This is a genomic window from Pseudoalteromonas sp. MTN2-4, from assembly GCF_042848605.1.
Lineage (GTDB): Bacteria > Pseudomonadota > Gammaproteobacteria > Enterobacterales > Alteromonadaceae > Pseudoalteromonas.
On sequence record NZ_BTGK01000002.1, the window covers coordinates 454,760 to 469,214 of the forward strand.

12 protein-coding genes are annotated in these 14,455 nt (G+C 40.7%); 3 read left to right on the top strand and 9 right to left on the bottom strand.

Annotation, left to right across the window (positions count from 1 at the left end):
- Positions 1-435: 435 nt before the first annotated feature.
- Together ACGHEH_RS07040 and ACGHEH_RS07045 are read right to left on the bottom strand one after the other, a co-directional pair.
- A complete protein-coding gene (locus tag ACGHEH_RS07040) occupies positions 436-1,299 on the bottom strand; it encodes a GyrI-like domain-containing protein (protein WP_390443312.1) in 864 nt (287 codons plus the stop codon).
- Positions 1,300-1,557: 258 nt separating this feature from the next.
- The gene (locus ACGHEH_RS07045) at positions 1,558-2,979 is read right to left on the bottom strand and encodes a PQQ-dependent sugar dehydrogenase (protein ID WP_390443315.1); all 1,422 of its coding nucleotides are present in this window, start codon (positions 2,977-2,979) and stop codon (positions 1,558-1,560) included.
- A 250-nt stretch (positions 2,980-3,229) separates the two neighbouring features.
- Between ACGHEH_RS07045 and ACGHEH_RS07050 the strand changes: the two genes are divergently transcribed.
- Positions 3,230-5,314 (top strand): TonB-dependent receptor, encoded by a 2,085-nt coding sequence (locus ACGHEH_RS07050; protein ID WP_390443317.1) that lies wholly within the window; start codon positions 3,230-3,232, stop codon positions 5,312-5,314.
- 385 nt (positions 5,315-5,699) lie between these two features.
- Complete coding sequence (locus ACGHEH_RS07055) at positions 5,700-8,267, top strand: serine hydrolase (protein ID WP_390443319.1); 2,568 nt, start codon at positions 5,700-5,702, stop codon at positions 8,265-8,267.
- 73 nt (positions 8,268-8,340) lie between these two features.
- Here the strand turns inward: ACGHEH_RS07055 and ACGHEH_RS07060 are convergent, their stop codons facing one another.
- The gene (locus ACGHEH_RS07060; RefSeq protein ID WP_390443322.1) at positions 8,341-9,102 is read right to left on the bottom strand and encodes a helix-turn-helix domain-containing protein; all 762 of its coding nucleotides are present in this window, start codon (positions 9,100-9,102) and stop codon (positions 8,341-8,343) included.
- Between the two features lie 113 nt (positions 9,103-9,215).
- On the opposite strand from ACGHEH_RS07060, the gene ACGHEH_RS07065 reads away from it, so the two are divergent.
- Positions 9,216-10,235, top strand: coding sequence for a M23 family metallopeptidase (locus ACGHEH_RS07065; protein ID WP_390443325.1), 1,020 nt, complete (start codon positions 9,216-9,218; stop codon positions 10,233-10,235).
- Positions 10,236-10,884: 649 nt separating this feature from the next.
- Here the strand turns inward: ACGHEH_RS07065 and ACGHEH_RS07070 are convergent.
- The 6 genes from ACGHEH_RS07070 to ACGHEH_RS07095 form a co-directional block, all read right to left on the bottom strand.
- Positions 10,885-11,241 (bottom strand): hypothetical protein, encoded by a 357-nt coding sequence (locus ACGHEH_RS07070; RefSeq protein ID WP_390443328.1) that lies wholly within the window; start codon positions 11,239-11,241, stop codon positions 10,885-10,887.
- A gap of 118 nt (positions 11,242-11,359) precedes the next feature.
- Positions 11,360-11,551, bottom strand: a complete 192-nt coding sequence (locus tag ACGHEH_RS07075) for a hypothetical protein (RefSeq protein ID WP_390443331.1) — start codon at positions 11,549-11,551, stop codon at positions 11,360-11,362.
- Between the two features lie 364 nt (positions 11,552-11,915).
- Entirely contained in the window at positions 11,916-12,374 is a 459-nt protein-coding gene (locus ACGHEH_RS07080; RefSeq protein WP_390443334.1) for a winged helix-turn-helix domain-containing protein, read from the bottom strand.
- Between the two features lie 189 nt (positions 12,375-12,563).
- The gene (locus ACGHEH_RS07085; protein WP_390443336.1) at positions 12,564-13,301 is read right to left on the bottom strand and encodes an ABC transporter permease; all 738 of its coding nucleotides are present in this window, start codon (positions 13,299-13,301) and stop codon (positions 12,564-12,566) included.
- Complete coding sequence (locus ACGHEH_RS07090; RefSeq protein ID WP_390443338.1) at positions 13,298-14,248, bottom strand: ABC transporter ATP-binding protein; 951 nt, start codon at positions 14,246-14,248, stop codon at positions 13,298-13,300. Before ACGHEH_RS07090 ends, ACGHEH_RS07085 begins: the two co-directional genes overlap by 4 nt.
- On the bottom strand, positions 14,241-14,372 hold the full coding sequence (locus ACGHEH_RS07095; RefSeq protein ID WP_349287089.1) for a hypothetical protein: 132 nt from the start codon (positions 14,370-14,372) through the stop codon (positions 14,241-14,243). Before ACGHEH_RS07095 ends, ACGHEH_RS07090 begins: the two co-directional genes overlap by 8 nt.
- Positions 14,373-14,455 lie beyond the last annotated feature (83 nt).

A 14,455-nucleotide genomic window follows, 5' to 3' on the forward strand; every position in this document is an offset into this window, starting at 1 on the left:
GATTTTTATTATGTGAACAAACATTTGTTATACTAAGTTAAAGCAGATGTAAAAATAAATTTATTGGTAAATAGATTACAGCTTTAACATTGACAAACAAGCAACACAATTTAGATAATCAGCAACCAAAAAAAATACAGAATATTGAATAAGACAATATAAAAACTTAATAAAAATAAGAAAACCTAACCAATTATCTTGGAAAATATAGTTTTTTGCATGAATTCAAGGTGAGTGATGTAAGATTTCATTATTAACCATTTGGGTTTATTCGAATTTAATTAAATTTTTTTATAACAATGACTAATAGAACAAAAATCAGACAAAAATTCATTCTATTAATCATTGTTTGGTATAAAAAACACAAATTTAAATTATTGTTCATCATACCAATGACCCAAAGCAATCGACTCGGCAAAGCAAACTTATTACTCATCAACTTTGCAGCGGCAAATAGATATCAGTGATGAGGTCACACTCATCGACTTGATGCACAAAATTATGATATTCGAAAAAACAGCAATGGTCGCTTGGTAGTTCACCACTTTGAGGAAGCCACTGCTGGTAAAGCCAACGTATCGTTTGCTCCATGTTATCGTGACTGCCTAAGTGCCTGACTTTAGCGCAGCGCATGTGTGGAATAATCCCATTTTCGACACCAAATACGTTATCAGGTACGACAGCATTTACTGAACAACACAGCTTAAATCGAAATGCATCTTCAGCCATAGTTTCAGGGTCACCATTTGGCATACCAAATGTTCGACTCGAATTGAGTGGCGATAACCCGCTATTTTTTCGCCACGCAATGAATTGGCCAGCTGTTTCGAAGATGCGATTTGCTGCGCCTTTATGCTCTAAAAACGCGATGTTAGTTTGTTCAAAGTTGATAATGTCTACTTGCATGATTTGTTGCTCTATTGGTTGCGGTGAAAAATCAAATACGTCATACCAACTAGGCCAATTTGCAGCTTGTCTAAAGTTTGAAGGACTTTGCTCAAACGTACGCTTAAAGGCGCGAGAAAACGCTTCAGCACTGTCAAACTTCGCTTCTAGTGCAATATCAATAATTTTAATATCGCGCTCAAACGCCAAACGAAAAGACGCCCGCTTTAATCGCGCCAGCAAAATATACTTGCCTACATTTACACCCATAAACACCATAAATACGCGATGAAAATGAAATTTAGATAAAGCAGCAACATCGCTAAGCACACTCACCGTTAATTCATCATCTAAGTGTTGATTGATGTAATCGCAAACCAGCGAAATACGTTGCTGTAATAGATTGCTTTGCATAAAGCGCCTATGTGTTAGTAAAACTGCAGACAAGCTTAATCATACAGCAAACGCTTTACTTGACCGAAATTGCTGTATGTTCAATGTTTTAAATCAAAGCAAGAAATTTAAGATGATGTCGTGAGGTTTGGATCTGAATAAAAGAGCATGTAAAGGGGCTTTACGGTGATGAACGTGTTGAGAGCAACTCGACGTAAAGTCGGTGCTACCGGGTAAAAATACCAATAGCACCGACTTTATTTCGCGTCCGGTTAATCGTTATTTAGGCGCGATTGCAATGATCTTACTTTGATTCGCATTACGGTCATTAATGGTTAAATAAATCTCACCATTAGGTGCAGTCACGACATCGCGAATACGACCTAGACCTTTTAAGATGATTTCATCTTCTGTGACTTTGCCGTTTTCAATTCGCAAGCGGTGCAATTGCTTCTTAGCCAAACTGCCGACAAATAAGTCGCCCTGCCAATGTTTAAACTTGTTGCCCGTATAAAAATTCATACCTGCAACAGCAATAGATGGCGTCCATTGATGCACAGGTAGTTGCATACCAGGTAAATCAGTATGTGGTGTGATAGGCGTACCATTATAGTTCATACCATACGTCACTTTTGGCCAGCCATAGTTAGTGCCTTTGGTGATCAGGTTTAATTCGTCACCACCACGCGGACCGTGCTCTGTAGACCACAGCGCTCCAGTTTTAGGGTGTAACGTTAAGCCTTGCGGGTTACGGTTGCCGTAGGTCCAAATAGTTTGTTGCGCACCTTTTTCGTTATAAAACGGGTTATCTTTTGGCACGCGACCATCTTTGAAAATACGGTGAACTTTACCGTTTTGCGTGGTGATGTCTTGCGCACCATCTTGTAACCCTTCGTCACCATTGGTAAAAAATAAGTAATCGCCTTTAATGGCAAAACGAGATCCAAAATGCCAACCGCGATTTTGATGATTTTCTGGTTTGGCTTCAAATAAGGTTTGCTGCGCTACCCACTCACCATTTTTAATTTTTCCGCGCACAATGGCAGTAAATGCCACCTCTTGGCCTTGGCTGTTTTTACCTGCATCTTTACTATACGACAAATAAATCCAACCATTTTTTTTATAATCTGGATCAGGATACACATCTAACAGCCCACCTTGACGCTTATGCCATACTTTAGGCGTGCCCTTAATATGCGTTTTTTTACCGCCCTTCGTCATGTGCCAAAGCTCGCCTTCGCGTAAGGTATAAAGCAAACTGCCGTCAGGTAAAAAATCCATAGCCCAGATGATGCCATCACTGTTGGTCACTTCTTTGGTTGTCACCTTGTGATAATCCGTATTAAACGACTTGCCCATCTGAGATTCGGGCTGTTTCGCTTGCTTTGCTCTTGCACCTGCTTCACGAATGTATACAACCAGAGTACGAATTTGTTCTTCATTTAACGTCGCGCCAAATGCTGGCATCCCCGCCGAAACAATACCGTTCTTAATGGCATTAGCCAACGCAGTATCTGTGCCTTCAGTCATCCACTGGTTATCAATTAAAGAACCAGCCATGCCACCTGTTAACTCTTGACCATGGCACGACGCACAGGTTGTTTTAAATAGCTGTTCAACGTTCTGGTTATTAGCATGCGAGGCCACGCTCAAGATACAAGCTGCACTTAACAGCGTGGTTTTAAACACTTTTTGATACATAATTTTGCTCGACGGTAGATCGTGTTTTGAATTTATTCAGTATAATGAGGCACTTTTGTAATACCAATACTCTTAATTAAGTGATCTATTTTGAGGCAAGGAAAACGTATCGATAGCTAGGCGAAAATTTTGCTGTTTAGTTATTCTAAATAAGAAATTTTTAACGACGCTAGCGTTAGTTTTAATCCCTCAAAATGATTCAAGTATTATTGAGGATTGGTAAAATACCGTCAAGTTGCGATAAAGGAACATGTCTGTGCGAGAAACGTTTAAATTTTCTATTTTTTCTTTGGCTCTTTTAAGTTGCGCGAGCATCAGCTTTCAGGCCTTATCAAACGCCAATGATAAAGACATTGAAACCCTAGTCACCACCGCCAACCGCACACAAACCCAGCATTTAGACTTGATAGGTAACACCAATAAAATTACCAAACAAAGCATTGAGCAAAGCAACGCAGAGCATTTAAACCAATTGCTAAGCCAAGCATCTAGCACTTGGTTAAGTCGTGGTAACGGACAAGAATCTTTGTTATCGGTGCGTTCACCTGTTTTAACCGGCGCAGGCTCGTGTGCTGAGTTTTTAACGCTTGAAAATGGTATCAGCTTACGCGCGCCAGGCTTTTGTAACGTAAACCAATTATTCGACACCCACTTTGAACTTGCAGATAACATCGAGGTTGTGAAAGGCGCGAATTCATCCCGCTACGGCTCAAATGCTATTCACGGCACTATCAATGTGTTCAGCCCAAGTTTATATGCAACGCCTATGGTGAGCTTTGAATTAGGTGAAGGTAGCTTTTACAGAGTAAACGGTCTTTTCAGTCAGCAAACAGATACTCTTGATACCCTAGTGGGCTTAACACTCACCTCAGATGGCGGCTTTCAAGACAGCTCTGGCTACGAGCAACAAAAACTCTCATTGGCAGCTTCACACAGTTTAGGTGATTGGCAAACTACCCACAGAGTAACACTAACCAACTTAGAGCAAGATACAGCGGGCTATTTACAGCGAGGCGAAAACGCTTACCAAGATAAATCATTACTGCGTATTAATGACTTTCCAGATGCATATCGAAACAGTTTGTCGATGCGCTATGCCATGTTTAACACCTTAAATACGCCAAATTCAGTCTGGCAGGTTAATCCATATTTACGCCATACCGACATGGACTTTTTAATGCACTTTTTACCGGGCACGCCTGTCGAAGAAAACGGCCATTCGAGTATAGGTTTACAAGTACGTCGCGCAAGTCAGCTGTCTGATATGTTCAGTTTAACGCTTGGCTCTGACATCGACATCACTCGCGGCTTTTTAAAACAAAACCAAGCCAACGACACCGAATCAAACTCTGCATTTTTACGCGGCGTATTACCGCAAGGAAAGCACTATGATTATGACGTTGATGCGCTAAATTTTGCCACTTACGCTCAGCTCGACGCAAAAATCACAGACGAACACAACGCCTTTGCCGCACTGCGTTACGATAACACCGACTACGATTATCAAAACAATTTAAGCACTGGTAATTTAAAAGACGATGGCACAGCCTGTGGCTTCGGGGGATGTCGTTATACTCGCCCTGCAAGCCAAAGTAATCAATTTGACGATATCAGTTATGCACTTGGCTATAGCTATAAAATTGATAAACAAACACGACTATTCGCCAAACATGATCAAAGCTTCAGAGCCCCCCATAACAGCGAATTATACCGCCTACAAAACGGTCAGCTCACCAGCGATGTAAAAAGTGTTAAAGCCATACAAACCGAAGTTGGTGTTCGATATGTAGATAAAGATCTCTTTGCTGAGCTCTCGGTTTATCATTTGAAGAAAAAAGACGGCATTTACCAAGACGCCGACCGTCAATATTTAAACGGCCTAGACACCGAACACCAAGGCATCGAGTTTGCACTTAACCGCCAAGTAACGCGTACTATTAGTACAAAACTGGCCTTTAGCTACAGCGAGCACACTTATTTAAATAACCCAACTAATGGTGCGCAAATCAAGGGCAACGACATAGATACCGCGCCAAAACTACTACTTAACCTGCAGATCAATTGGCAAGTTACACGAACTATCATGGCTCAGTTAGAACGCCAGCAAATAGACGACTACTTTTTAGATGCTGCCAATACACAAAGCTATGCAGGCCATAAAATTTATAATCTGCGAGCCGACTGGCAAATTAACCCACAGTTAAGCGCGTCATTTGCGATGATGAACCTCACAGACGAGCGCTACGCAGAGCGTGCAGATTTTGCCTTTGGTAATCATCGCTACTTTGTTGGTGAACCGAGAAACATGAGCTTAAAATTAAAGTACGCTTTTTAATTTGTGTGAATAATTGTCTGAACTGACATTGCTGCCTATTGATAGACAACAAAAATAGGTAGCAACAGCTATAAGTTAGTTTTTTGGATAAACACAATTTTAATATAACAATAGCAACCACTAGAGTTGATAAAGTCCCTGCTCAGACTAAGCTTAATTATGTTAAAAGATAAAGACAGTATTTTAGTCAACTAGAAGCCACACCCCACAATGTGGCTTTTTTAACAAGTACATATCGCCTACCCGCTAGTCGAAATACTCAAAAAGAATGTTGAAAAGTGTTTAAAGCTGTACCTTAAAACACACATTTTCGCGCAACTTAACAACAGTTTATTACCCCTCATCCCTCTAAGCTAAACGCTCATTTCATCAAGGGATATAAAAAATGTCAGTCAAATTGTTTTCTCGTACACCCATTGCAACCGCACTTTTCGCCACCCTAGTACTAAGCGGATGTTCTAGTGACAAAGATACGCGCACCGAACTGCAAAAAGCCGAAGGCGTATGGAATAAAACCGCTTACGGCGCCGTGTTAGACATTCAAGATAACAAGGTAAGTGCTTATGAATACAATACTTTTGGTTGCATAAAAGTGAACCAATTAAGTCATGAACAAGCCAATAAAGACTTCATCGCTGAACTTAAATCAACCGATACCACATTAAGCTTGCGAGAAAAAGGCGAAATTCATGCCCAAACCTATACCACAAATAAAACCCTACCAGCGCTGTGTAATACACCAATTAATGTCACTGAGAGCGCAAGTCCAAACCAAGTTTTTGAGTATTTTTGGCATGCCTTTAACGACTACTATGCCTTCTTTGAGTTAAGAGGCGTTGATTGGTCACAGCAATATGTAAAATTTAAACCGCAAATTAGTGACGACATGACTGACGAAGCACTATTTAGCACACTCGCAGCAATGGTTGCCCCATTAAAAGACGGACACGTGAATATCTGGGCCAAAGATGCCAACTTTTATGTCGGTAAAGACAGCCCTTTTATGAAAGCCGCGGTCGGTATTCAAGGAAACTTTTTAAGAGCAGGCGAGCAAACCAGTTTAGATGACGTATTTAATACCATGCTTGGCCATTATACTGAAATTAGCAAAGCTTACTTACAACCTGACAGCATGTCGCAATTTCCTGCGCAGAGTGATTTTCCGACCTTACTTTGGGGCAAAACCGCTGACAATGTCGGGATTATTGTGCTCAATAACTTAGAGAGTTTTAGCGACACCGATGATGCCACCGCCGAAGTACAACTGGCAGCTGCAGAAACATTACTCGATAAAGTTATGGCACAATTAAAAGATACTGATGGCCTCATTTTAGATATACGTAATAATCAAGGTGGACACGATGCCATCGCCTTAGAAGTTGCCAACTATTTTGCAAATAAAACCGTACTCGCAGTTAATAAACAAGCAGTGACACCTGCTGGCATGGGCGTACCAGTTAGGTATCAAGTGCTTAAAAATGACAGCGCTTATACGAACCCAGTTTACTTGCTAACCAGTCAAATGACTATAAGTGCAGGCGAAGTGCTGGCTATGACTTTAGAACAGTTCGACCATATTCATACTGTTGGCGAACCAACCTCAGGCGCACTGTCTGACATATTAACGTTTACGCTGCCAAATGGCTGGGAGATCGGCCTTTCAAACGAGGTGTATCGCAACGCTCAAGGTAAAGCATTTGAGTTAACAGGTATTGTGCCAAAGCACGCACAGAGCGCCTTCTCAGTTCATTCATTCGACGAAGCACGCTTTTCAAGTTATGACTTTGCGCTTGAGCAACTGAACAAACACACTCACCCAACACTTGCAGTAGATGAATTCGAAGCCTCACTTGAGCAATTACAAACCAAAGGCAATATTCCCAGCATCGCAGTGGGCGTAATTCATGACGGCAAAGTGGTTTATCAAAATGGTTTTGGGATCGCAGATGAAAGCGGAACCCCAGTGACAGCAGATAGTCGCTTTTACCTCGCTTCAGTCAGTAAGACTCTGCTGGGTGCCACACTGGCTCATGCAGAAGGTCAAGGGCAGATCAAATTAGATAAAAACATCGCGCCACTGCTGCCGTTTTCAATTGATAACCCGACATCTGATAAACCCATTACCCTAAGACATTTGATCACCCACAGCAGTGGTATTCTCGACAATAACGCCGTCTATTTGTGTAGCTACTATTTACGTGACAACCACAGCAGTTTAATGAACTTATTGGCACAGAATAACAACTGCCCGCAAGAAATTGACCCAGATATGCCACGCTTTTTCGAAAATTATTTGTCAGCACAAGGTGACTATTATTTTAATGAAAATTTTAGCAGCCAATTTGGACTAACGCCGGGTGAAGCGTCTATTTATTCTAATGTTGGCGCAGCACTGGCCGGCTTCGTACTTGAACAAGATAGTCAGCAAAGCCTACCTAGCTTGAGCCAAAAAACGGTGTTTGGTCCACTCAATATGCACAACACAGAATGGGCCATCGACAAACCTCAAAAGCCCATTGTTCAGCGAGCGGGATTTAGCCCACAAACCGGCGAATTATTCACTCTGCCAGATTACGGCTCTGTCACATACAGCGATGGTAATGCAGTCTCTAGCGTGAAAGACTTGAGTCAATTTTTGCTTGCCAGTATCCATGAAGGCAAAATCGGTGATGAACAAGTACTTGATCAAAACGCCGTTAAAAACATGCTATCGATACAATATGAGCCTACACAAACCGTGCTCCACCATGGCTACTTTTGGAATATCGACCAGCAGTTTATTTCTCATGGCGGCACCGACTTTGGCGTACGCAATAAAATATTTGCCGACCTAAAACGTAAAAACGGCTTTGTTTTGTTGACCAACGCCGATGCGTTTAATGAAAACAGTGAACAAACATTTACTGAAATAGAAGCGTTAGTAAGAACCTTTGCTAATGGTTATGAAGAATAAGCTAAAGTCTAAATCGCCCTGAGTTGTTCAGGGCGACTTAGATTGTTATTCGACTTTAAGATAAGCTTACTTCTTACATTTTAGGCACAGGCTTTAACGCCAACTCAGGCTCAGGGACATCTAAGTAATTCATAATGAGCACTTCTCTGGTGACAGCGTCACCTTCATGCCCAAAAACCTCAGACATTTGCGCATATTTATCAACAATCTGACTAAGTTCTTCCAGCATTTTTATATGCACATTTGTAGGTAAATGCAGAGGCTTAACCAGCGCAAAATCCTCACTCTCTGGCTCAGAGAAAAATGTTTCCAGACTGCGATTCACTTTATCAATTAAAGTTCTCTTGAGTACTAAACTAGTAGGGGAAAAACCAATAGGCAAGTTAAATAAAAACTGCACTTTATCGTCTTTTAATAATTTGATGAGGCCAATATTCTCCAACGCGCGAAGGTATAAGTAACACTCAGAGGGCGATAAATCATAGGTATGAGCGATGTCATCAGGCGATTGCTTTTCAAATGCAAGTAATGAGAAAAATGCCAATAATTGAGGATAGTTCGCAAAAGCCGCGTCTTGTGCGTCGGTAAAATAACTATGGCTAGCAGGTTTTTCTTCGGCCTGTGCCATTAACTCCGCCATGGAAAGCTTGGCTAAATTACACAAGGTTAATAACCTATCAAAACGGATCGAATCATCGTGCAGCATACGCTTAATGGTTGCTTCTGATACTCCCATTACTTCGGCAACTTGTGCATAGCTTAAACCTTGCATCTTTAACCCTTTACGAACAGCATTCAAGCAAAAAGAAATAGTTTGTTTGGTGTGAAGTCGCATATTTTGCACTGCTCCGTCTCAATAATTGATACTGAACAATATAGTGTTTTCCTCATGCTATCAATTACATACTTCACTGTTATACGCTGAAAAAAAATCACCGAGGAAAAATTATGAACTATGTGAATATCATTATTGCAATTCTGTTAGCTGGCTTTTTAATTGCCAGCCAAAAAGCGGGCGTTTTATATAATGCGCTGTTTTTATTTTTAGCAGTAAGTGTGCTGACTCACTTGGGATTGTTGATATATCAGTTAATGAAAGGTCAATTTGGCATAGATTATTGGCAACAAAACCTTATTCAGCTTGGACATAGTTATTGGATAAAACTATTGATTATTGGCGCGTTTTACGCCTTTATCGCCTTTTATAACACCAGCAGACTGCCAGAATTTCAAATGGGTGAAGGCTTGTATAATGGCTTTAAGTATTTTGTTATTGCCAGCTGCATCTTTTCAATTGCATATGCCATATTACCTAGCAAACAAGTCAATTGGCCTATACTTGCCGTAATGGGCTGCTTTTGTTTATTTATGGGCAAAGAGTTTATTCAGTATCAGAAAACCACTTTCGACAACGCCATTACTTTAAACAACCCATTCAAATCACTCGCAGTCGTTGGACAAGGTGGCAACAGTGTTTTATATAACCACCACTACCCGGCTATATCACAACGCTATGCCGTTGATTTTATTTTACCAAACTCAACACTCGATGCTGACGGAATGCCCTCTAAAAAACTCACTGACTACACATGCTTTGGCGCACCTTTATATTCGCCAATTGATGGGGAAGTGGTATCTGCTGAGAGCGGTCTGCCCGATGTTGCCATTGGCGACAGTGATAAAGCCAACCCCGTAGGCAATTTTGTTACCATCAAACATAGCAATAACGTTTATGTGCTACTCGCTCATATGAAACAAAACTCCATCGCCTTGAAGGTGGGTGATAAGGTTAAGCAAGGCGAAACTTTACTCGGTGAATGTGGTAACTCTGGTAATACTTCTGAACCTCATCTGCATATACAGGCGCAAGACCATGCCGATTTTAGAAAAGTTACCCAAACTTACCCTATTTACTTTAAACAAAATGACAAAGATACCTTTGTTAGATCGAATGATACACTTCAATAATACACAAAGGCCAAATAGAGTTCACAAGCTGGAGAGGTAAGAAGTAAGTTTAAAGCTTGCTAGCTCGCCGGTTTGTGAAAGCATACGTAATGCAGCTTGATTAATAGATATACCATCATCTCAGAAAATTATTTTTGCATTACTAGACAATATTCTAAGTAGAACAAATTGGCGCGTTTGGAGTGCAATATTGCTTTTAAATCGCTAGGGCTAAAATCTTCCATGTCATATCTCCTTGATGATGACTTCGAGTAACCTTACCCAAGTAGCGTTCAATTGTTGATCTAGTGACAGTAAAGCAGATTACAGTGTTAGTTTGTAAAGGGGCTTTACGGTTTTGAGTAAAGCGATATTTGAGTGCTGAGCTACGTTGCGCGATATAAAATCGCGCCTACAGGGTTTGCTCTGGTGCGGGGTAAATTTCGCGATATAAAATCGCGCCTAATGGGTTTGCTTTGGTGTGGGGTAGATTGCGCGATGTAAAATCACGCCTACAGGGTTTGCTTCTATGAGAAGGTCAATTATAAGATGTAAAATTTAAACTTATAGCTTAGACCTGAAAAATAACACCAAATGTGTTGTCGCCGTAAACGACGACCTACAAGGGTATAAGTTTCGGATTGAATATAGTGTTCAGAAAATATTAAAGTTAATTAATCGGCTCGTATCTAGTTGGTAAAGCACTAAATTGCAGCCAAGTGTCGCTTTGCATCCAGCGTTTCTTTTTTGGAATTTCAATCACAAACTCATCGCCTGTTTTGTATGTTTTGGTTTTGCCTTTGCTGTCTTTTACAGTAATGGTTGCGGGGGCATCAAAGGTGAATTTGATTTCGTCCATGCTAGGAATGAAAATAGAAAATCCACCTGCCATCTGCTCGGTGAAACCGTTAATATCATCAAGCAAAACAAATACGTCGTAATATTTAAGCAAATCACTATCAAGTGGGGTCACATCCGTATATAAGCTAATACCCACATCATCTTTATTTTTATTTGTGTGTAACATAGTCTTCTCTGCTTCGTCTTGAGGCAGAATAGGTAGACTGATATTTCCTTCTTTATCAATGACTGCATTGGCAATTAACTGGCCCTCTCGCTCAAGCCAAACTTTTACATCACTAAACTTAATGTCGGGGGTTATTAATTGTCAGTTTAAATGCAGTTTTGAAATACTTTGATTTTGTCTGATTAGTGGCGATGTCGCGCACTTGATTCATCTCGCCATATTCAATACTGCGCCCTTCGGCGTAACTAAAGTGACTAAAAAGAGAGCTGCTAATTAATAAGCTTACTGCAAATACTGTTGATAATTTCATTATTATGCTTCCTTGGTAGTAGTTGTATAAAATACCCCCCCTCAATAATACTCTATCATTTTTAGGGACTAAAACTGACGCTAGCTTCGTTAAAAATTTCTTATTTACGACTGCATGGATGCTGAAGGTAGAGCAATGCAGGATCAATTGCCGAGAACAACTAGACATCAAAATTTTCGCCTCAATATCTACAAGTTTTTCTTGCCTCAAAATAGCTCGTTTAATTAAGAGGGTTGGTATAGCTGACCAAGATGCGTACAGAAAAGTTCAAAAGAGTTTTTAAGGTTATGACTTTTATAGAAAAAGTAGAGGGCAATAAAGCGATGTTTACCATCGCTTTATAAAAGAAAGAGAGAGAAATAGATTAAGACTTAACAGCCATCCAAATTGCTGTTGCTACAACTAATGATGCGGCGCCTAAGATGCCTAGCCAAGCTGTCGACTTGCTCTCTTTTGCAGGCTGCTCAGGTGAACTTTCAGAAGCAGGCGCAGCATTTTGCTGAGCACTGTCTGAGCTTTCATTATTTTTTGACTCACTCACAGCTTTGCTTTCTTCTGCAACAGGTGCTGTGCTAGTAGCCGCTTGTGACGCTGGGGCCGCGACAACTTCTTCAGCTTGCTCTGTGACTTCAGTAAGCTCTAATTGCCATTGGTAACCTCTTTTTGAAAAGGTTTTGATGGCATCGTTACCAAAAATAGCACGTAAGTGACTGATATTCTGAAAGACGACTTGTTCAGACACGGTTTTTTCTGGCCAAACCGTTTCTAATAGCTCTGCTTTAGACAGAATTCTATCGTTATTCAAAATAAAGAACTTGAGCATATTCGCAGCTCTGTCTTTTAGCTTAATAACCTTTCCGTGGCGGGTAAGGATTTTGTGTTCACAATCGAACTGGAAAATCTGAAAACTAAACTTCATGTTTTTTAAGAAATAATTAACAACAGGTTAAGAGTAAAGGAATGAAGCCCAGAGGTAAAGCCCCTCTCTGTAAAGGGGCGTTACAATATGATTTTATTTCATGGCGTTGTACTTTTTTGCTGCTAGATATCCACACGGCAATGTAAATAATGCAACGCCTAATAAATGCCACACTAAATTAAAGCCTTGGTGCATCTCTAAAATACTCAGCCCTAATTGAGATAAGTGATAGCTTGGCAATACCCATGCAAACCACTGTAGTGCTTCAGGAAACATAGTAATAGGTAACCATAAACCTGACAGCATCGAAATGGGTAAATAAATTAGATTAACAAGCGCGGGAGCCGATTTGGCTGAAAAACTTAAGCCCATCACTAAGCCAAGCATGCAAAATGGTAAAGTGCCTAACAGCGCTAATGCATATACCTGACCCCACTTAAGTAGCGACATACTTACGCCTGCGAATAACACAGCAAAACTAGAAAGAAGAATAAATATCAAGGTCGAAAACACTAAGGCCGTAAAAGTTTTACCCATTAAGTACTGACTAGCAGGCATAGGCGATAGTTGTTTCAACGCCAATAAGCCTTGCTCTCTATCGGTTGCGACATTGACCCCAAAATTGAATAAAGCTGGGCCCATCACCCCAAAAATGATGTAGTTTATTAGCAAATAGCTACTGGTTTTTTCATCTCCCATAGCGACACCAAAAAACAAGTAAAAGGCGCATGGAAACGCCAAAGTCGGGATCACAAAGCCTAAGTTTCTAAATACACTTTTAGAGTCGCACCACGCTTCTTGTTTAAGACTATATAAACTTATGTTACTCATGCTGCTTGCTCCTTGGCTGATTTGTCTGATGCTGAATTTACTGGTGTTTCATTTTCGTGTTCAGCGGTTTCTGTGAGTGAAATAAAGGTTTGCTCTAACGATGAAGGTTTAACGCTGAGTAAGTCGCAGCTAAGCCCATTTGCAAATGCTTGCTTTAAAAGTGTGTTTGGTGATTTACATCGAGTTGTTGCCTTACCCTCATTTACCAGCCACGACCACTCAGGTAATAATGTCGAAAGTTCAGACTCATTTAGTTCACAAGCAAAGCTCACTTCACTTAACTGCATATTGTGACTTAACTCACTTGGCGAGCCCTGTGCGATGATCTTTCCCTCATTTAAAATGAATAGCTCATCGCTTAGGGCTTCAGCTTCTTCCATATAATGCGTGGTTAAAATCACCGTTTTACCCTGTGCTTTTAATTGTCGAATGGTTTGCCACATTTGTTGACGGGCATTTACGTCCATTGCCAAGCTAGGCTCATCTAAAAATACCAGTTGTGGGTCGCCAATAATGGCAATGGCAAACAACAAGCGTTGCTTTAGACCACCGGATAATTTGCTAAATGCTGTGTTTTCATGGGCATTTAAGTCACTCAAACGCAGTGCTTTAGATACAGACATTGGGGACTGATAGTAGCTCGCGAATAGATTGAGTTGTTCAAGTACAGTCAAATTCGCAGGTAAACTGCCGATTTGTAGCATAGCGCCTACTTTAGCTTTCGCAGCACCAGAACCCGCTGTACTACTCAGTATTTCAACGCTACCTTGTGACGCTTTTAATCGGCCGAGTAGCAAGTTAATTAACGTTGTTTTACCTGCGCCATTGGCACCTAAAAACCCGTAAACTCGGCCCGCTTGTAGCGAGAAGTCTAAGCCCTTAAGCACGGCTTTGTTACCATAGCTATGGTGTAAGTTTTTAACTGAAACTACTGCTGAATTAGTCATAGTTCACCTCGGTGTTTCTTGATTTACCATTAAACGGCTTACCGCGATTGTATTTATAAGAGCTTAATGCGAATGCGATTAAACTATATGCCATACCTAAAACTGCCCACATGATGCTTTCCATAACCAATTCCTCAGTGCGAGATTAACTTTGATGGGTTTAGTATGGCGAAAGGCGAAAAAGAGTTTCAGTGAGCTTTGTCATTG